The sequence below is a fragment of the Limnochordia bacterium genome, assembly GCA_023230925.1.
Classification (GTDB): domain Bacteria; phylum Bacillota; class Limnochordia; order DUMW01; family DUMW01; genus JALNWK01.
Map to the genome: position 1 here is coordinate 34,719 of JALNWK010000005.1, position 21,182 is coordinate 55,900.

A 21,182-nucleotide genomic window follows, 5' to 3' on the forward strand; every position below is an offset into this window, starting at 1 on the left:
AATCCCCCTAATCCCTTGTGGAGCTTAAGACAGCAGCCAAATCTAACGCCAGCTCCTCAATCTCTCTTAATTTCGTGGTTAGCACTTGGCGTTCCTGTTCTTTAAGAACGATTCTTGGACCCTGATCCAACTGGTGGAAGTACCGCCCAGCTTCATCTAAGGCCTCATTTATCTTCGAGATAACGCTTGCCTGTTCACTGGCAAGGCGTGGGTTTTGCTCCTGAAGTCGGGGCTGTCTAAACTTTTCAACGGGTCGCACCCGACGAATCGCCTCCATGGGCGTTAGCTTTCTGTTTTCAATGAGGAGTCTGGATGCCTTTTCTAGATCGCTGCGCGCTAGTTGCTGCTCTTCGGCAAGATCAAGCAGTTGATCCTGGAGTTGATCCTTTTTTAGACGTCTGGCTGTTCTTTTTGCCACGGCTAGATGCGACAAAGTCAGTACACTAGTTCCTCCCTGGAAGTTATTCACAATTGCCCGCTGATGCCGTTCACTCGCCTCCAAGATAAGTAGCCAGTTTAGCATAGTGGTGCGGGGAATGCCTATCTTTTCCGCCAAGGCGTTCTTGGAAAGCCCAGTCTCATTGAGATACTGCATAATACAGACAGCTCGTTCCAAGGGATCCAGCTCACTTCGCTGCTCGTTTTCAACCAGTTGAAAACGGGTCGCATCAATAGTCTGATCCGCGATAATACATTCAATGTACTCAAATCCTAGCAATTTACAGGCTTGAAATCGTCTTTCGCCGGCGATAAGACGATACATATCCCCCTTTAATGGCCTTACTGTGATCGGATGTAACAGACCCACCTCGGCGATAGAATCAGCTAGGGTCTTGATGCCCTCCTGACTTGCCCTTCTACGTATCTGTCTTGGGGGAATTTCGATCATCTTAATGGGTACACTCATCACTTTCATCTAACTCGGCTACACAACCACAGATTCTACTCCTAGATGTAGCCCGTCAACACCGCCTTTCACAGCATAGAACAGTCCGCTATGCTCGTGACTTCAAATCTCGTTAGAGCCTTTTAGCCTTCCTAGGATTCTTTGCCACCAAGGGGGCTTTACACCAAACCTCGGCAGGGGAAGGGGATCTTCAACCTTGACTTCTCGCCCCGCAAGCACTGCCGAGGGATTATCCTCCAAGAGTGCCTTCAAATAATGCGGTTCAATTCGCCCTTGGAGCTCCTGCTTCACTTGTCCATAACATACTCCCCGATGTCCTGACTTACGATGCATGTCCGAGGCAATAACATGAACCATTTTGGCTTCAAGTAGGGACCAGGCCACTTCCCTCACCCGTGTCCCGAATACCCCAAGCAGGCTGCCTGCATTAACTTGAAGCAATGCCCCCTGCTCCACTAGCCAATGCAAGAACTCCGGTTGATGATACACCACCGCGTTCCGCTCGGGATGGGCAATGATAGGTATTACTCCTTTAACTAGGACTCGGAATAGGACCTCCTCGACACAGGGCGGAATCTGATTCAACGGCAACTCTAATAGCAAATAAACCCCGGTACCTGCAAGGGTCAACGGAGTAACGTCATTGATATTGAGCAGACCGCTATCAAACTCCACTTCAAAGCCTAAATGAAGGGATATTCCCAGACCATTACCCGCCGCTTGCTTAGTTAGTTCTGCAAAGGACAACTGCGCAGCGTGAATATAGCTTTCCCACTCATCTTTCATCAGGAAATGGGGAGTTGCAATCGCGCTAGCAATACCCGCTTCCTCTGCTGTGCGAAGCATTGCCACGGCTTCTTCCATACTATCCGCACCATCATCAAGGCCCGGAAGAACATGCGTATGAATATCAACTACAACCATCAGGCTTGTTCCTCAGTCTGATCATAGTAGTAATAGTAGTAGTAATAATTCCCCTTACTGACCTGAACATTGTTTAAGACCGCACCGATGACGTTGGCTTTGGCGTTGTCCAAGGCTGCCTTGGCATCCTTTGCAGCTTGATACTGGGTATGCCCTGCGTTTACCACAAGAATGACTCCATCTACCTTTGCGGCGAGTATAACTGCATCGGCCACGGCGATTACCGGAGGACTGTCAACTAAAACGATATCCGCCCTCCCCTTTAGTTCATCAAGTAGGTGTTCCATCCCCGCTGAACCAACAAGCTCCGATGGATTAGGAGGAACTGGTCCTGAATTCAGTAGCGAAAGACCCGGGACATCGGTCTTCTGGATAGCCTCATCCACAGACATCTCACCCAAGAGAACGGTGGTTATGCCCACCCGGTTATGCCCTCCACAGATACGATGCAAGGTTGGTTTGCGCATATCACACCCGACAATAATTGTCTTCTTGCCACTTTGGGCCATTACTACCCCAAGATTGTGAAGGGTCGTCGACTTTCCTTCCTCGGGACCTGCGCTGGTAATAAGGAGCGTCTTTAACTCCCGATCGATGCCCGCAAACTGAATGTTACTTCTCAGCATACGATAGGCTTCGGCTACCGGCGATTTTGGATCTAGGTTTGTGATAGCACCACTGGCTCGCTTGTCCAAGCTTCTCACTTCCCGACTCTATCAGATACTACGTTTTGCAGAGCCACTTTTGGGGCTCATTCGTTTCCTTTTGCGTTTTCGTGGTCTATTGGAATCATCAAAGTTAGGAATCATCCCCAGTACAGGCAATCCCAACAGTTCCTCTACCTCTTCAGCGGTCTTGATTGTGGTATCAATATACTCTAGGAAGAAGGCTAAACCACAACCAACAAACAGACCCAGAAACCCTGATATAGCCAGGTTCAGTTTCTTTCTTGGCTTGATCGCATGCTGAGGCACCACCGCTTTATCCACGATCTGCACGTTAGCTGATTTCATGGCTTCGGTGATCCGGATCTCCTCATACTTTGTCAGAAGGAGAGTGTACAACTCCTCGGTTACGCTAAGGTTTCGCGTTAGCCTTTGTACTTCCATTTCTGTACTGGGTAGGCCTCCCATAGCCTGCTGCTTGTCCTCCACCAGATCTTGTAGAGTACTCAACCTAGCCTCAAGAGCAATGACCTCAATTTGCCAGGCAATCAGATCCTGTAGAATACTCTGGTACACTGGGTTTGTCGCCCGGCTTTCGCTATCAACGACATCTTGAAGGGCGACAGCCATCTGCCGTTTCACCTCATCGATTTGTGCCTCAACAGCTATCACCTGCGGATGAACACCTGTATATGTTTGTTTCAACGCTGCAAGCTGCACCTCTAAGCGTCCGAGCTCGGCCCGGTGTTCCATTAGGAGCGGATTATCAGTGACCGACCGGGAGGCAATCAGGGTCTGATCTTGCTGTGTTAACTGCTCCTCTAGTTTAGACATTCGAGTTTTTGCCTCACTAATCTGCACCATCGTCTCGGCCATCATTTTGTCTAGCGCGCTCAACTCTGAAACCAATGACGCGCTCTCCTGTAGGGGCGCAATTACCTTATGCTCAGTCCGGTACCTATTTAGCGCCTCCTCCGCGGCCAGTAGATCCTGCTGTACGATGGTCAGCTGTTCTTCAATAAAGACCCTTGCGTTTCTTGCCTCCTCTTGATTGGCCAGTTGATTCAACTCAATGAAGGCCTCAACTACAGTATTTGCCACCTCAGCGGCGAACTTAGGATCCGTGGACTGAACACTAATCCGAATCGTATCTGTCCCTTGTACAGGTAGCACACTAATACCTTGCTTAAAACCCAGAAACTCAGAGGAATGGGGGTCATCTTCTAATCCGAGCTTCGATGCCGCAAACTGAGCCAAATGACGGCTTTTTAGAATCTCGACGTAGTTTTGCACAGGGTTCTTCCCTGATAACGCCCCCGTATCGAAAAAGGGAATCTCGAGGCTGCTAGTCGGATCACGGATCATAATCGTCGTAGAAGCTTCGTAGACCGGCTCTGTAAGTTCACTGGCAACATAACTGCTGATGAGCGCGGTCAGGAGCAAAACGATGATGATCTCCTTGCGCCTGACTATGATTCGCCAGTACTCCATGATTTCCATGCTTTCCATGTTTTACTACCCCCCTACCACCCAGTAACCAGATCCTTAAACAACTTAACCCCTGTGAGGAACTGAAAGATGGTATTCCAATCTGGGGATGTCGTTTCGGGTACATAGATAATGTCGCCACCAACCACAATTGGATTTGCTTTCTTTACATCCCCTTCGAATAACAGCTTATCCCCCAAGGACGCCTCTCCAACCTGGGAAACATCCGCCCCCCGGTAAATCCCCACCGATTGCAGGGCTGCCCGCTCTGTTGGACCGCCAGCCATAGCAATTACATCCATAACACGGGTATCGGGGCCGATTGAGTACATTCCCGGTTGCTTAACCTGTCCCAATACAACCACTTCCAGTTTTGCTTCGGGGACAAAAATCACATCTCCCTCTTGGATCGGATAATTCGTGTTAAGCGCCAGCTGATGGGTCAGAGCATGAAAATCTGCCTGCAAGATAACATCCTGGTCGTCTTCAGTTCTGGTAATGGTGATTTGGTCTAGACTTGCCCCGGGCAACACTCCTCCAGCCAAACTGATTGCATCCAAGAGCCGAGACCCTTGCGGAAGAAGATAGGCACCTGGACTACGTACTTGTCCAAGAACCATCACATTACGAGCCCTTGGTACATAGACAATGTCACCGGGGGATATCCGGACATCATCACCCTGCAGCTTGTATAGCGAAAACAAGTCAAAGACATGGGTTACTGCTCCATCTGCCCTGCTTAGGGTAATGCTTTGGGTATTAGCCCGATCGGTAACCCCTCCCGCTAGGGCAATAATGTCAACTAACCGATTGTTAGTTCCTAAGGGATAGGCCCCAGGATTGCGTACTTCCCCGAAGACTAAGACCTGTTGTGTTAGCATCGGCACATACACAGCACAGCCTGGACTAAGTAGGGGACTATCCATTAATCCTGAGGCGATACGGGTTAGACTGTAGATTTCCTCTCCCGATTCGTCCCCGACTATGATGCTGTCTCCGTCAGCATCATCCCGCAATCCCCCCGCCTTTGCTACCATATCCAATAGTGAGTCCCCGGTTAAAAGCGTATACTGACCCGGGCGATTCACAGCACCCAATACCGATACCTGTCTGCGCACGAGGGGGATATAAACCAGATCGCCAGGAAAGACCTCTACGTTGTCGCTGCTATCTGGCTCGTGCAACACTGTTTGCAGATCAACCACAATTCTACGAGGTTCCATGGCTGCTTTGCGGACTACAATTGCCTCCCCAAGCTCATCTTGGGCCAGTCCACCAGCCTTGGTAATCAGATTAAACAACCGTTCCCCTTCTTTGACAGGATACGTTCCCGGGTGACTTACCTCACCGAGAATAAGTGCATCATGTTCCCCTTCGGGCACAATAAGCACATCTCCGCCCTGCACCTCAATGTTGGAAGTCAAGTCATATTGCTGGCGTACCGCATTCAAATCCATCGTATATATGCGTATCTCGTCTTCGTCTCGGACTAAGGTGACCTTGGAAGGATCTGCCTTGGGCGTAATGTCCTTGGCCATGGCTAACACATCTAGGACTCTGGCGCCGGCATCTACTATATAGTAGCCCGGGTTGTTCACTTGACCAAGAACTAATACCTGACGATTAGCACGGGGAATGAATACAATATCACCACCGACCAGTAACGGATTGTCCTGATTGACATCACCCATCATCGCCTTAGCATCCAAGACTTCAGTCCGATCGTCGCGGCTTAAGGACACTCTCTCGAGATCAGCTTGAACAGTGGGCCCTTGGGCCTTTCCAATAAGGTCAAGGAGTGTATCTCCCGGCTCAGTAAGGTACGTACCTGGACGATTGACTTCACCTAAAATCAATACCCGCCTATTGGCCCTCGGTAGATATAGTACATCGCCGGCCAAAATGTGGACAAACCCATCGACGTCTTGGCTAGTTAGCTTGCCAAGATCAGCCGGTATTCTGCAATAACTGCCATCGGCACTCTTACGCAGGATGTAGGCCCCAGAAAGATCGGCATCTTCCGTTGCCCCGCCTGCCTTACTTAAGAGTTCCAGCGGACCTAGACCCTTCTGATAGCCAAAGTGTCCCGGTCGAGTGACCTCACCTAACACGAGGACTTCCCGTTCGTCCCGGGGTACGTAGATCATATCCTGGGGCTTAAGCCCTAGATTGAAGTCGCTATTTGTGAGGGCCTCCACAAAATCTATTTCCTCTTGCTTACCGTCCGCTCGAATGATTCGCACTGCGTCTTGACGGGCGTTAGCATTCAATCCACCCGCCAATCCAATGATATCCAACAGTCGATCATGTCCTGCCGCAATCGTATACCGACCAGGAATTCGTACTTCCCCCAAAACAACAACTTCCCTGTTTTCCTTCGGTATAAAGAGGACATCTCCGCCATGAATAACAAGGTTCTCCTTTGGATCACCTTGATAAACCAAGGCCGCTAAGTCAATCGGCAATGGATCTGATTCATTTCCAAACCGACTCAACCGCCCCTGCATACTGGCGGTTTGCTCATTTAGACCACCGGCCATGGCAATCAGATCAAGAACACGACTGCCCGGCTCGGGAACGTAATATCCCGGATTTCTTACCTCCCCAACAACCAACACACCCTGCCTAGTAGCAGGTACATACACTACCTCACCGCCCACGAGCCTGTTCTGCGGTTGATTCTCCCCGTCTAGACCCACCACTAGGCTCCGCTCATCTACGTGCACATTGATCTTTGTCGCATCAGCTTTACTGGTTAGTCCTCCCGCGAGGGCAAGAAGCTGCATGATACTCAAACCCTTTTCATCAACCTGGAAGACACCAGGATTACGTACCTCACCAAGCACCCATATATGACGTTCCACCCTAGGCACATAAATAACATCCCCACCTCGAACTACATCGGGTGTGACAAGATCAAATTGGGTCTGAATCGGGGAATACCCTTCGTCAGTTAGCCGACTTATGGTCACCTCTTCGGTATCCGCAAAAAGCGTGAATCCCCCAGCCCTTGCCACCACCTCTAACGCAGAAGTAGCACCTTTGATCGCATAGGCACCGGGACTCCTCACTTCACCGAAAATCAACACTTCAGTGGCCATCTGGGGCACAACTATGGTCTCCCCGCCACTTAGCATAATGTTCTGAGCAATATTGGGTTGCTGTTCTACTGCTTCGAGATCTATTTTCTCTAACTCAGCACCCTCAGGACGTGAGAGCATAAGACCACTGGCGTTCGCCTCTTTGGCAAGCCCACCAGCCAGACCTAACACATCAAGAATTGATGCTGATGACTCAAGAGTATAGCGTCCTGGTCTTGCTACAGCACCAAGGACTGTAACCTGGCGCACCCGCTTGGGAACAAATATGACATCCCCGCCCACTAAGGGTATATTACTACTACCGTCATCTTGTAGTAGCGTTTGGCAATTAATCTCTTTGCTTACAAAACTCCCGTTTTCGATTCTCCGTAGGGCAACAGCTTCCACATCAGCAAAGGACGAAAATCCCTTTGCCTGACCGATAATTTCTAGCAGACCCTGACCCGGCTCTAGGTTATATACACCCGGGGCATTAACCTCGCCAAAGACTACCACCTGGCGTTCTTCTGCTTTCTCTATGTAGATTACGTCCCCACCGGAAAGAATTGGGTTTAATGGTCCCTTGGGATCTGCCTTTGCCTCAAGGAGGCTGTATCTTTGAGGCTGATCCCTATCTTCGCTTGTTAACCAGATTAGGTCAATATCCGCCTCCGGTGTAGTCCCTTCGGCCATAGCAAGTGCGTCAAGGAGTCGAGTAGGTCCAATCACCGTATACGTTCCCGGTCGTGTCACTTCCCCAAGCACCGTAATATCCCGTCTAGCCCGAGGAACATAGACCACACCGCCCGGCTCTATAATTGGGCTCAACAGTCCATCTGGAGCATCGGACATGGTCTTTTGGACATTGAAGACTCTACGTGTTCCGTCCTTAAGGAGAACATGCACATTTTCCGCATCACCATGTTCAGCCACGCCGCCGGACATGGCTAGGGCATCGAGTAACCGAATGTCTTCTTGGATATCGAACACACCGGGGCTTTGAACTTCCCCTAACACGACCACTTGCTTTTGTGCCTTTGGCACATAGATGACGTCCCTAGGTTCTATCGGAAGGTTATCCTCTGGCTTAGTATTGCTCAGAATCGCTGAAACATCTATCGTACACAGCACTGGCCCTGTGGCTGTCTGCCGAGTCAGACTGACTTCCCCAAGATTTGCCCTTTCCGTAGGCCCTCCCGCTAAGGCGATCATATCCAATAATGTTGCCTCGGGTAGAATCTCGTATCCCCCTGGCACCCGTATTTCGCCTAAAATGACCACTTGTCGTTCCACCTTGGGAACAATAAGTACCTCACCGCCCTCTAACAGGCGGTTCGTCTCTGAAAATGGCCGCGCTAACACTTGCTCAAGGTCTATCTCAATCAGGCGAACATCATCGCCGACTCTTAAGCTTAGGCTTGCCGCCGACAGGTCCGCTTGAGGAGTAGGACCGCCACCTAGAGCCAAAACGTCTAGTACCGTTAATTCCTTCGCAATCTTGAAGTACCCTGGATTACGCACTTCTCCAAGGAGCAACACACCCCGGTTGTCTTCGGGGACATACACAACATCCCCTGGCCTAACTAGTACCTCATCACTAACTACCTGACGTAGGGCGTCTCCTAGATCCAACTCCTTAATCAGCACTGCATCACTCGTCTGCCGGGTGATGCTGATCTTCGCCTTGTCAGCAGTAACATCCAAACCACCCGCCAACGCCAGGAGTTCATAAATGGTGACCCCTTCTTCAACTACATATGTACCAGGATTCCTTACCTCACCTAAGACGATGGCGTGACGTTTTGTCTCAGGAACATAAATGATATCCCCACCCGACAAATGTGGATTATCCGCTTTCGGCCGTGCAGATATGGCATCTTTCACGTCAACGACCACCGGCTCCGCCTGATCCTTAGAACTAATACTGACTTTGGTGGCGTCACCCAACTCGGTAATACCACCAGCGATAGCAATTGCATCCGTAAGCCGACTTCCGGGTCTGAGATCATAGGAGCCTGGACGCTGAACCTGACCAAAGACAATAACCTCCCGCTCAGCTTTAGGAACAAAGACAACATCGCCACCGAAAATAGGGATATCCGGCTTGTTCTGATCCTTTTGCAAAATCGCATCCAGATCGACAACAATGCGCTCTTGTTGCCCTCCTACTTTACGAGTAATACTTATCTGATCTATCAAAGCACCCTCTGTAGTATTTCCTGCCATCGCAATCAGCTCGAGCAGACTTAAATCACCCATTACCTGGAAGGCTCCGGGATTATTTACCTGACCCAAAATGACTACTTGCTCTGCCTTAGGAACATACATAATGTCCCCTGCACATATCTCGATATTGTTGGCCCCACCACCGCTTCTGCGTATTACTTCTAGATCAACTATATGCTGGTCGTCTCCTCTTTGTAACACCACCTGACGAAGATCAGCTTCCTTGGAATATCCGCCAGCAAGGCTGAGTAAATCAAGAATCCTGGTACCTTCTCGCACTGTGTAAGCGCCAGGTACATTAACCTCACCAAGGACCAGGGCTTTCCTCTCCTTTGGCACAAATACAATATCGCCTGACTCCAGACTAAACTGATCCCGTCTGCCCTCACTGACGATCTGGGCAAAATCAACGATCTCCAATTGGCCGTCGCGAGTGATCTTAATTTCGCTGATCGACGCCTCCGGGGTCAGTCCTCCGGCCCGAGCAAGCAGCTCTGAGATGGTTGACTCGGGCTTCAGATCATATAGACCGGGAACCTGTACCTCACCAAATAGCCTTACCTGAATCGTTCTAAACTCCTTAACTACAACGGTTACCCGGGGACTAACAATTAACTCCTTCATTCGCTCCATCAGTTCATTGGCCAACTGAGAGCTAGACTTTCCCGATGCAACAATATCCCCGGTCAGGGGTGGTACACCAATCTTACCATCCGGTCTTATTTGCACAATAGTTAGTAAATCCGGATGACCCCAAACCGAAATCTGCAACACATCGCCGGGCGCTAACAAGTACTCATCGGCAGCACCATGGGCAGTTGCTGCTAACACACAAACAACGATAATAAGCAAACAATTTACCCTTTTTCTCATCTATCCACACCCCAGATGCTCAATAAAGGATTCTTATCCAGATAAACTAGAAATCTCGAGTTAACAATAAGATACTTCTTCTCTGCCAAGAAAGTAACTGGATACAGCATACATCGTCAGGCATGTAGCAGCGTTCCCCGACAGAACCGTACAACCAGACCAAAAGCTGGGAGCCGCTAGGAAACACGGCTCCCCTTAAGAACATCTAAACCTGCATCCAATTAATGGAACACAATGCCATTGATATGTAGTTCCGCTACGGTTTCTCCGAGAATAACCGTCCCTACAGGCATGACCACCTCTGCACCCTTGACCACAAACGCCAGACCAGCGCCTATGGGGGAACCAAGTACAACTAATCCTGCTGTACCTAGTAGCGCAGCCAAACCCACAGCATCCTGACCCTTTTCCACCTTCGCCGATGGGATAAGATCTACTAGACTACGGTCGATGGCCTTAACGCTTCCTAGTTCCAAGACAACCTGGGCATCCCTTCCTAGCTGCTTGGCCTGGGTCACTTGCTTAACGACTCCTGTTCCTAGCAGTCCCTTAGGTATTACTAGGACATCATCGACAAAAACGTTTTCGTTGATCCGGAACTTAATTTCATCGCCGTCTCGATTCTTGGTAGAATCTATCCCGTCCATCAATTCTAGTTGCACCACCGTTCCAGCGGGGACAACAACGGACTGCATCTGTATATCCGGGAACAGGGCCAACATGCCTTTGATGCGGCCATCAAAGGGCCCGGTGAGTACCTTCCCGTAATAGGCGTTTTCCATAAACTCTAGCTGTGTTACCAAGGAACTATGCTCCCGGACCTCGTTGAAGGTTAACCATTCCACAGCATTCAATGTCATGCTCAAATTACCAGCGACTTCGTCACTAGGCGCAAGCATGTTCCAGATCTTGTCAACTCTTGGTACTAGACTTGCTGTTGAACCACCACTTACACCAAAAAGATCACTTTCTAGCTTACTTACCCTCTGAAACGGTGTAAGATCCTTGGCACTGTAATCCTTCCCATACACCATAGTCTCAATCAATGCAATCCTGTCCAACACCCCTTGGCCATAGACGGGAACGCTGGCACATACTAGAACAATACAGAGAACAGAAATAGCGAACCCTCTCAATTTAACGGTCATGCTTGTCCCCCCCACAGGAAATATTAAAACATTTACTTAAAACCTAATAGTAAACTCCGCACTCGCCCGATTGGACTTCGAGGCCACATCCCCAGAAAAGTCAACCATCTCATATCCTAGGTGGAGCAAAGCATTGCCTCCCACCTCGAACCCAAGGCCGAATGACGTTGTCAAAGTGTTTACATTTCCCGACTGCAGACTAATATCTGCTAGCAACTTACGGTCGTTACCCAGCAAATACTCTAGGCCGGCCGTTGTTGTCTGCATGGTACTTAGGACCTCCAGATCATTATCGCGTTCCCCTTCAAACAACAGACCCGCTTTTACCTTGCCTTGAGGAATCAGAACGTCAAGACCCACTGAGGTTTTCGAACGAGAAGGTCCCAGTTTCTTATTAAGAAGACTATCAAGATCAACGTACTCATAACCGGCATGTAAAACGCCTACATTATCCACCGTGTAGTTTACGCCTACCGATGTGGTCTTACTAATTGCCGTTTCTCCATCATAGGCGTTTTCGTTATGCCCAAGCTCAGTTATGAAACGTAGATCACCCATTTTCAACTCCATCTGGTACAAGGCCAAGTCACCTTCCTGGGTAATCTCACTACTCAAATGACTGTATCCATCGAGAACTCGATTGTACCAGCCAGCAAGCTCCATTATCTCATTGGTGAAAAGTGCGCCAATGCGAAATGAGCTTCCGCTATCATCGGATGCCGCCGATTGAGAAAACTCTCCAATCAACTCAAGGCCACCGCCTAGTACCCAGCTACCCCCAAGACTAGTTAGAAACTTCGCTTTTTCCTGATCCCAGACTCCTGAAGGTGCTTTCAAGGCGTAACTGGCGTCAAGCATAATCTGATCAGTCAATCGAAAGGAGCCATCTAACGCGGCCATATAGTCGTTTTGATCTCTTTGTTTTGACTGGGCAACTAACAACTGCGAATTCCAGAAATTCGTCTGCACACTACCGGGCAACCACTTATTGACTTCTGACCAAGGACCGTCCCCTAAGGGAATCATACTCAATACGAGGGGACTGGCTGGACCATTCAGGACATCATTCAGAGGAAACACCACTCCTTTGTGCCCTTCTTCCCCAGCCAATAGCTGCGAAATCCTATACAAAACACGACCGTCTTGCCCATTACCTCCGAAAACGTAAAACGTATTCGCGGTTTCGCCTATGTCAACGGCGCGCCAGTTCTGCAACGAATAGACTGCCAACTCCGTATCCAGACCAAGCAACTTTAGTTCAGGCCGAAACTCCTTCTCTAACCGTAGCAATAAACCAGCACTAGCCCGATTCAGCGCCTGGATCTGAAATCCTTGCTCCTCCCAGGAATCAATGTTTAGACTACTGAAAATCCTAGAAACAAGCAACGCCATCTCGTATCGGCTTACGGTCTGACCATCTTGAAACCCGCTGGAATAGACCTCATCGATTAGGCCATAGCCGGCCAGTTCTCTAAACGCGGTATATGACCAATGCTCCTTCGGCACATCGCTCAAGGAATCTAGGGCGGACACGGGCCCGGCAATTAATAGGATACAAATGAGAATAACCAATGGATACACATTACGTCCTCGCATCTTCCGCCCTCCTTTAGCAGTACTCACTAGGTTGTGATATTCGCCATGCTTATCTTGTTTTCCTTGTTCGATACTATGATCACAGACTGGATTTAAAACTTGCAGTGAAGAAAAAAACGTTCGGCTAAAATTTCGGCCACTATATCGTCATAGGGCTCTGGCGGGACCTGCAGGGAGGTTGGTAATAACCGACGCCATCCAGTGGGTTTGTTGTACCTCCAATACCGTCTTCGCGCTTCCTCGCTGGAACGATGCTCATCCACAAACTCAATAGGCAAACCATTACCAACCAACTGGGCTATTTCTCTAGCACCAGTGCGATTTCCGATAACAATCACCTCTGGACCATATCTCGCCATCAATCCTCTAGCAAACTCGCCAATCGCATCGACACCTACAACCCCTCGCAAGATTGTACCATGTTGGTCGGCTACGGCAATGCCGCATTTAGACGTACCTGGGTCTATTGCCAAAATCCGCAATTATTCTTCCCCTCTAAGTTATGTCATACTTCAAACGGCTAGAAATAAATGATAAACAATGCAGGAAAGCCAATAAGTCCCTTGTACGAAGTATACTCCATAGCATCCTAACCGTCAACCGCTTTCGACTGGCCTTTTAAGACCGTTATTCCCTCTCTATACACTGGGTTAGACCAAAAAAAGCCCCCGGATAAATCACCCGGGGGCCTACGTTCTCGATTACCTTTAGAAGCTGAACCCAACTGTCGCAAGGGCTTCCCATACCTGATAATCTTCATCAACGTTGGTATCCCAGCACAGCTCAGCATAGTTACTGCTCAGCGAAATGTTAAAACCGTTACCGATTGGGTAAACATACTTCATGTCAGCAGTTCGAGCGCTAAAGCGATCTGATTTCTTGGTATCAAGCCCAGCACTCTGCTTTGCAGCTAGACTTAAGCTACCACCGTAAAGCTGACGATCAGCCGTAAGTGAAAGCTTACTCTCTGGAGCAAGACTAGCATTGGTAAGCAAATCAGTACTCTGACCGTACTCAACACCAACACCCACCTTGGCATTGAGCAATTCTCCAGTATAATCAAGTCCGATACTGGCAGTCCCTACCTTATCCGTTACAGTAGAGCTAAGCAAGTCCTCCGTTGTGGTAACACGATACCCAGCAGCAAACATCAAGCCATCACCGGCATCAATGACCGACCTCAATCCACCTACGGTCTTGCGGTTCTCCTGCCACTTATCCAGTTCGGTCCACTTGTTATCTACGATTTCCCTCGTAGTCCACTGATACGTTGCATCAAGACTGACTCCGGGACCTACTGGCATCTTATCGATATTCAGTGCCACTTGATAGTGCTGCCTATCATCGACACCAAGCTCCTTCAAATTAGCCACATCTAAATCAAGTACTACAGGCAAATCGAAGGGCGCTATCTTTCTGGAAACAGATAGTTTGCCGATAGAGTGATCCAGCTCGTCAGTGGTGGAGAAATCTCTGGTGAAGTATGCACCATACAGGTCAAAGTCGAGTATATTCCGCTTAGCATCCAAAAGATTCTCTATCTTGGAGCTTTCACCACCGTCATCCTTGGTCGTGATATCCCTGCGCTCATAGCCAAGCTCGGCTCCAAAAACGTCGACGTTCTTCAAAGTGGTAATATTAGATAGTTCGTAATGGCCTTTCGTCACACTAGTATCTAGTCTACCAACTTGTTGAGTAAGCTTTGCACCAAACACAGGAGCCGAGGCCGTTAAGACATACTTCCTTTGATCCGGTAAAAGATCCCCGTCTTTGCTCTTGAAGTCCTTCGCATATTTCGGAGCAAATCCCTCAGCAACGTTTCCATAGTCGAAACCAATATCTATAATCCCAACGTTGGTCCCAAGTTTGACGTCGGTTGCGGTAACGCTATCTGCCTTGTACGAATCTACCGTATACTTTAGGTCATAGTCAATATTACCAATCGAGCCTACAGTACCAATCTGGCCCACCCGGTCACGAGCATATGCTGGTGCCCCGGCGCCAACATGGGGGTCTGTGAACCAACTTACCAGTCGAGTATACAGTTTCCCAGTTGCAACATCAAATTCACCGTAAACAGCAGCTAGATACTCACCCACATTAAGCCGTGAGAAGTACACATCAGCCCTTACAGTATCGCTAAAGGCGAGTTTGGAACTAACACCAAACATCTTCAGTGGCTCGATCTTCTTCTTGTTAATGGTGTATTTGTCAAAGGAACCAGCGATCTCGTCATGGCTCAGTGAGCCAAAGTAAGCTAGTCTAAGCACATCGGGAGTTTCCACCCTGACACTCATATCCGACAGACGCACGTTAAAGTCCGGATCGCTGCCGAAGAAGTTGGTCACCGTTGCCAAGCTTCCCTTAACCAGTACGTTATCACTAGGATAAGCCTCAAAACCAAAGGTTAACTTGTGTGCGAATCTGCTCACAGCAGGATCGTACAGCTTCGGATTGGAGGTCTTTGTATCCCTTACATGAGGATCTTTGTATAGCTTTGCAGCATCCCCTGCCACGACAGCCCTGTTAACTAACTCTAGGCTAGTATCACCAAAGAACCTGACCTTCCCAAACTTAGCCGCGAACTCCTCAAAGGAACCAGATAGAGCATCGTGGTCCTTGCGCAGATCTTGCTGCTGTGCTGCCAACTTTCCGGTGGCATCCTCAAGATCTCCCACGGCCACTCGCAGTTCCTGTTGTCCTTGCTCGACCTTTGCCAACCGGCTACTCAGGAGTTCCTGGGTGCTCTCAATGTTCTTAACCTCAGTATCCAGCGCCACCACGAAGGAGCGTAGATCATCTAATCCTGTAGCACCGGTCTGCAACTCGGCCTTGAGTTCACTGATCGTGGCCTCGATTCGATCGGCACGTTTGTTGGTGCGTTCTATCCTAAATAGGAGATCACCCATCTTTGAGTCTAGCACTGCATTACGAGACTCAAATAACGAAAGCATACCCTTTATGCCATCAAATTCTTCCTGCAATTCTGCCTCAGTCAGATCCAGTTTCGCTTCGATTCGCTCAACCTGTTTGTTTGCTCGTCCAATTCTAAACAAAAGATCGCTTAACTTCGAATCGATCACGGCATTCTTCGAGTCCAAAACAGAAATTGCACTCTTTACAGCAACGATCTCGTCTTCTAGTTCCGCATTGGTGGCATCAAGCTGCTTCATGATGGAAGCTGTTTTCAGATCGATTAGTGCCTTTAGACCGTCCACATCCTTAGACATGGCCGCCAGTTGCACGTCAAAAAGACCCATTTGGTCATTGAGTAGGTCTGTGACCTGCTGTAGCTTGGTGGCTACTTCGGATGCTTCAAGTGCGGTCTGCTCGGCGGTCTTACTGATCTCCAGTCCTTCCTTTGCCACAGTTAGTGCTTCAGCGGCGGAAACCTGTGCCTCTTGCCCCAACTTGACTGCCTTCTCGCCAAGGGCCTTGGCCTCCTCGGAATATGCAACAGCCTCAGCAGATCTGGTTAGGGCCGCATCACTATTCTTAACAGCGGTCTGCGCCATTTCTGCAACTTCAGGGCCGGTAGTATCGGTGCTTTGTTGAACCTTCAATGCGATTGCTTCGGCCCGACTAGCGGTTTCTGCTGTTGCATCGCTTAGTGCCTTAAGTTCCTCCAGCACTTTGGCAATTTCAGCACTCTGGTCCTTAGCCTCAGCAGCTGTGGAGTAGGCCCCGTTTCCAATTCGCATGGCTTCTTCAGCTGTATTTCTGCTGGCAGCCGCTACCTCGCTGCTAGCCTTAGCAATCTCCAATGCCCGTTCAACCGAAGCCTGAGCCTCTGCCAATGCGTTACCATAGTCAGCCAGTTCCTTCTCAAGCAGATCAGTTTTGTTGCTAGCAAGCTCTGCAATAACCTTGACTTGGTCCAGCTGATTGGTCAGCCCAGCGATCTCATCACTGTTAAGCTTTAACATCTCCAAGGCGTCCTCTTTGGATAGCCCGGGGGTTAGTTCACTCAATCTTTCAGCAACGAGATCTGTTACCAACGCCCGAACATATGCCTCGGTTTCCTTTTCGAAGGCATCCTGATCGGCTGTAAGTTGATCCACAAGCACCGCCTGTGCGGAATCAAAATCCGCTTTCAAACCAAGCTTTGCCTTTTCCAGACATTCTCTGATCTCTTCTTTTTGGTCGATAGAAGCCTTATCTAGGACTGCCATGGCTTCGGCAAATTTCGCAGAAAGAGTATCAAGTTCTGCTGCGATAGCTTCGTCAAGCTTGTCCCCAAGCTCTCCGGCGACTCTCTTAGTAATTCGCTCCTCAAAGGAATCTAGGCTTTGACCCAGTTGCCACTCGATCTCTGATGAAGCGTATTCCTCAATATCCGAAATGAGTCTCGACATTACCATAGCCATTTCGTATCTAGTGAATGAATTGCTTCCCTTGTATTCCCCATCAGGGTAGCCAATAACAATACCCGTTGCAGCCAGCTCAGCAATGGCATCATATGCCCAGTGGTTCTCTGCTACATCCGGAAATGGCATTTTTGATGCATAGGTAGTAAAAACTAAGCCTACCACAAGAGAACATATCGCAACAACAATTACAGGTGTTGTACGTTTGAACATGTGATAGTACCCTCCCTCATAAGCATGTACGACTTGATTACGTAGAAATCTCCCTATGTATGTCAATGCAGCCATAGGGTGCAGGTTAATTCTGATCTATACTTGACAGCCCGGCCGGTAGTTGCCCGGCGACTAACAAGAGCACCCCCCCTTTCGGCAATATACCTGCCGGACGCTAGAATAGAGGTAGCATGGATACAACATCCGACACTTCAATATCACATTCGCTAGTAACCTGCAAAATCCTTCTTGAAAATCAACATATCTTCCAGATAGTTGTGTCCATCGCCGTTGTGTTGGATAATGTAGCAAATCTTATCAAAACCATGGAGACCCACTAATCTACTTGCAATCGATCGAGTTGATTACGGGGCCCAATCACAATTAGCACATCCCCTTCCATTAACATATCTGTTGCTCCAGGCGAAATGTTTAGGCCCTCACCTCTTTTTACAACTAACACGTTGATACCATAGTTCTTCCTTAGATCTATCTCCCCAAGGGTCTTATTAGCAAATCTTTGGGGCACAATTGTTTCCGCAATGCTATAGTCTGGAGCCACCTCAATGTAGTCGAGCAGATTTACGGAAACCAAGCTATGGGCAACTCGGACCCCCATGTCACGTTCAGGGTAGACAACCCGATCGGCTCCCACCTTTTCAAGTACCCTACCGTGTAGTTCATTCTGTGCTTTCGCCCAGACTTTTTTCACACCCATACTCTTGAGCTGAAGGGTTGTCAGAATACTGGCTTGAACGTCTTGACCAATACTTACAATGGCCACGTCTACGTTCTTTATCCCCATTTTCTCCAGGGCCCGTTCATCGGTGGTATCCGCCTGAACCGCTTGAACAACAACATCCGCCACATCTTGAACTCTCTCTGAATCCTTATCTACAGCAACAACTTCATACCCTATTTCACTCAGTTCCCGGGCCACACTGCTTCCAAATCGGCCAAGACCGAGTACGGCAAAGATTCTCCATCTCACCCTCAAATACCCCCATCCAAAACTAGCCTACAACAACAGGTCCCTCGGGATACCGAACCCCATCCCCTTCAGGAGCCACAAGTCTTCGTCCAAGAGCAAGAGCCAAGGTAACTGGCCCAATTCTTCCTGCAAACATGACCATCATGATCAGGAGCTTGCCTAGACCAGACAATACTGGTGTAATACCAGTAGATAAACCAACCGTACCGAAGGCAGAAACGACTTCAAACAAGACGGGCAGGATGGGCAGGTCTTCAATAGCTAAGAGCACCATAGTTACAGTGACTATTAGGGCTAAGGCCAATACCATGATGCTTAGAGACCTCCGGACGGTCCTCTCTGAGATTCGACGATAGAACAACACATTATCATTCTGTCCTTTAATGGAGTTCCCAACGGCAACCATAATACAAGCGAAGGTTGTCGTCTTGATACCACCACCGGTGGACCCAGGTGATGCCCCGATAAACATCAGTAGTAATATAAAAAACAAGGTGACTGGACGCATTTGCCCTACGGGTACCGTATTGAACCCGGCAGTACGTGGGGTCACGGCCTGAAAAAATGCGGCTGTAACCTTTGCCCCAGGATCCAATGGCCCTAGTGTCATCGGATTATGGTACTCGGCGACCAGAACAAAAATAAAGGCCCCGGCAATAAGAACTAGCGTACTAACTAGAACTATCTTTGAATGCAAGGATAGCATGCGAAACCTACGCTTAACAGTGGCCTCTCTTAGCACAAAAAAACCTAGTCCCCCGGCAATAATCAAAAATGAGATCACGAGATTGACAACAACGTCACCCACAAATCCTTCAAGGCTTGTTCCGAAAAGATCAAACCCTGCATTGTTAAAGGCAGATATTGCGTGGAACACCGCGAAGAAAAAGGCACGACCTGCTGGCATGTCCCCGACCCAATGAAGAAAGAGAATCACAGCACCAATGCCTTCAAATATCAGCGCGATCTCGATGATCAGTCGCGCCATTCTGACTACGCCTGAAACAGATATGTTATTCAGATCCTCTTGAATCAGCTGTCTTTGACGAATACCAATTCTTTTGCCAAGGAGCAAGGCAAACAACGTGGACATGGTCATAATCCCAAGTCCCCCGATTTGAACTAGAATCATTATGATCGTTTGACCAAACCGGGAAAATCCAGTGGCAGTATTTAGTACACTCAAGCCCGTAACACAGGTGGCCGAAGTGGCCGTAAAAGCTGCATCAAGAACGGATAACTCGACACCCGGGCGAGTTGCTATAGGCAGTTTCAGTAGTAGTGTGCCTACTACAATTACGGAGAAATATCCAAGACCTAATACCTGAGCTGGTGTTAGTCTTTCAATGGAAAAAACCCAATGTCTTTTTCTATGCATCATTCGTTTCCTTTAGTCTCGGCTACCACAAGCTCGATTTGGAGCTTACCTGTATTCCACGTATCATGTTGGGCAACAGCATTTACGATAAGGGTTCCTTCACTATCCCGCACCGCAGCTATTGCTTTGAAAAACTCCTCACCGCTTGTTTGCCCAACTCGTCCTTCGGTATCGGTGACCATACCCTTTGCAATGGCCAACTCATTAACTTGCCGTAGCAAGGACAAAATAACGTCCTCTATATTTTGGGTATCACCGCCGAGAACCTCCACACTGGCCAGCACTTCCCCTTTTTGGAACACCTTCTGCCTGGGTTTGATATCAAACCAAACAACTACCCCTTCTCCTAATACAGTGTTTCCGTGGGCCACCGCCCGGACAACGTATTGGCCGCTTTCCTCTCCGAGAACACGCACCACTTGATCAAAGTGTTCTTCTGAATATAGCATAATCGCGTAGTTATCCTTGCCTTCAATTCGTGCCCCTCGACCGAGGGCTACTTGGTTGGCACGTAACAAAAACTGCACTAGATCCAATTGTGCGGCGTCTTGTCCTTTTCCGCCCTCCATCACTTGAGCAAAGACTATCTCGTTTGCTTTGAATGCAAGATGTCCGTACCTCATCTGTTCGTTAAATCGTTGATATGCCTCATCAAGCTTTTGATATTGTTCCAAAAGATTGACAATCTTAGTCTCAAGCAAGGTCTCCCGTTCCTGAAGCTCCCTAACCTTTGCTTGGATCATCTCACTTGCATCCTTAAGGTTCTCCACTCTTTCCTTCTCAAACTCCAGATCCTTCTCTGTAGTGGCAAGATCCTGTTTTGCCTGTAAATAAGCGCCTTGGATATCCTGAAGCTGCTGAATCACTATAGCCCTCTCTTGACGCGCTTCTTCTAGTTCCCGCATAGCTTCATTGCGCTGTTCCTCCATGAATGATAATTCTTGTGCCTTCACTGTCACCTCAGACCGCAACGATTCCACCCTTAGTTGCTGTTCAGCGAGAAGGTCTTCGGCGTCTTCCAATAGTCTCTGGCTTTCCTCATAGCGACTCTCGCTTGTAGCTAGGGCCTGTTTTACTTCTTTCATGTGGAAAAGAGCTGTTCTGACATCCTCGGAGACTATCGACATTACCGTTACACTTGCCGCTGCAATGACCACACCGGTAAGAACAGTAATTATCATAGAGGTATATCTGGGTCGCATACCTAGAAGGGTTAGTCGTTTTTTACCAATCTTCATCCCAATCCGATCCCCAATAAAGGCAATAACTCCACCGGTAATGATCAGTAATACAACTAACACAAAACCGCCCACGGTCCGACCCTCC

At 48.8% G+C, this 21,182-nt stretch carries 12 protein-coding genes; all 12 read right to left on the reverse strand.

The window, feature by feature from the left end; all coding sequences use genetic code 11:
- Positions 1-7: 7 nt before the first annotated feature.
- Entirely contained in the window at positions 8-916 is a 909-nt protein-coding gene (locus M0Q40_01705) for a ParB/RepB/Spo0J family partition protein (protein MCK9221336.1), read from the reverse strand.
- 93 nt (positions 917-1,009) lie between these two features.
- Positions 1,010-1,831, reverse strand: coding sequence for a tyrosine protein phosphatase (locus tag M0Q40_01710; protein MCK9221337.1), 822 nt, complete (start codon positions 1,829-1,831; stop codon positions 1,010-1,012).
- Positions 1,831-2,526 carry a CpsD/CapB family tyrosine-protein kinase gene (locus M0Q40_01715; GenBank protein MCK9221338.1) on the reverse strand — a complete coding sequence of 232 codons (696 nt, stop codon included), beginning with the start codon at positions 2,524-2,526 and terminating at the stop codon, positions 1,831-1,833. The genes M0Q40_01710 and M0Q40_01715 overlap by 1 nt, the downstream gene beginning before the upstream one ends.
- Before the next feature lie 21 nt (positions 2,527-2,547).
- Positions 2,548-4,005 carry a GumC family protein gene (locus M0Q40_01720; GenBank protein ID MCK9221339.1) on the reverse strand — a complete coding sequence of 486 codons (1,458 nt, stop codon included), beginning with the start codon at positions 4,003-4,005 and terminating at the stop codon, positions 2,548-2,550.
- Positions 4,006-4,019: 14 nt separating this feature from the next.
- Positions 4,020-10,163, reverse strand: a complete 6,144-nt coding sequence (locus M0Q40_01725; GenBank protein ID MCK9221340.1) for an SLBB domain-containing protein — start codon at positions 10,161-10,163, stop codon at positions 4,020-4,022.
- A gap of 221 nt (positions 10,164-10,384) precedes the next feature.
- Complete coding sequence (locus M0Q40_01730) at positions 10,385-11,311, reverse strand: hypothetical protein (protein ID MCK9221341.1); 927 nt, start codon at positions 11,309-11,311, stop codon at positions 10,385-10,387.
- Between the two features lie 36 nt (positions 11,312-11,347).
- Entirely contained in the window at positions 11,348-12,907 is a 1,560-nt protein-coding gene (locus M0Q40_01735) for a hypothetical protein (protein ID MCK9221342.1), read from the reverse strand.
- A 92-nt stretch (positions 12,908-12,999) separates the two neighbouring features.
- On the reverse strand, positions 13,000-13,389 hold the full coding sequence (locus tag M0Q40_01740; GenBank protein MCK9221343.1) for a pre-16S rRNA-processing nuclease YqgF: 390 nt from the start codon (positions 13,387-13,389) through the stop codon (positions 13,000-13,002).
- A gap of 225 nt (positions 13,390-13,614) precedes the next feature.
- Positions 13,615-17,487, reverse strand: a complete 3,873-nt coding sequence (locus M0Q40_01745; protein MCK9221344.1) for an S-layer homology domain-containing protein — start codon at positions 17,485-17,487, stop codon at positions 13,615-13,617.
- A 337-nt stretch (positions 17,488-17,824) separates the two neighbouring features.
- Positions 17,825-18,478, reverse strand: a complete 654-nt coding sequence (locus M0Q40_01750) for a TrkA family potassium uptake protein (protein ID MCK9221345.1) — start codon at positions 18,476-18,478, stop codon at positions 17,825-17,827.
- Between the two features lie 22 nt (positions 18,479-18,500).
- A complete protein-coding gene (locus M0Q40_01755; protein MCK9221346.1) occupies positions 18,501-19,856 on the reverse strand; it encodes a TrkH family potassium uptake protein in 1,356 nt (451 codons plus the stop codon).
- A complete protein-coding gene (locus tag M0Q40_01760) occupies positions 19,856-21,169 on the reverse strand; it encodes a DUF3084 domain-containing protein (GenBank protein ID MCK9221347.1) in 1,314 nt (437 codons plus the stop codon). The genes M0Q40_01755 and M0Q40_01760 overlap by 1 nt, the downstream gene beginning before the upstream one ends.
- Positions 21,170-21,182: the final 13 nt, after the last annotated feature.

What these genes read in the sequence shown, in the direction of transcription:
- M0Q40_01720 (MCK9221339.1), bottom strand. Translation starts at nt 4,005, where the DNA reads ATGGAAAGCATGGAAATCATGGAGTACTGGCGAATCATAGTCAGGCGC.
- M0Q40_01730 (MCK9221341.1), bottom strand. Translation starts at nt 11,311, where the DNA reads ATGACCGTTAAATTGAGAGGGTTCGCTATTTCTGTTCTCTGTATTGTT.
- M0Q40_01755 (MCK9221346.1), bottom strand. Translation starts at nt 19,856, where the DNA reads ATGCATAGAAAAAGACATTGGGTTTTTTCCATTGAAAGACTAACACCA.
- M0Q40_01735 (MCK9221342.1), bottom strand. Translation starts at nt 12,907, where the DNA reads ATGCGAGGACGTAATGTGTATCCATTGGTTATTCTCATTTGTATCCTA.
- M0Q40_01710 (MCK9221337.1), bottom strand. Translation starts at nt 1,831, where the DNA reads ATGGTTGTAGTTGATATTCATACGCATGTTCTTCCGGGCCTTGATGAT.
- M0Q40_01725 (MCK9221340.1), bottom strand. Translation starts at nt 10,163, where the DNA reads ATGAGAAAAAGGGTAAATTGTTTGCTTATTATCGTTGTTTGTGTGTTA.
- M0Q40_01705 (MCK9221336.1), bottom strand. Translation starts at nt 916, where the DNA reads ATGAAAGTGATGAGTGTACCCATTAAGATGATCGAAATTCCCCCAAGA.
- M0Q40_01745 (MCK9221344.1), bottom strand. Translation starts at nt 17,487, where the DNA reads ATGTTCAAACGTACAACACCTGTAATTGTTGTTGCGATATGTTCTCTT.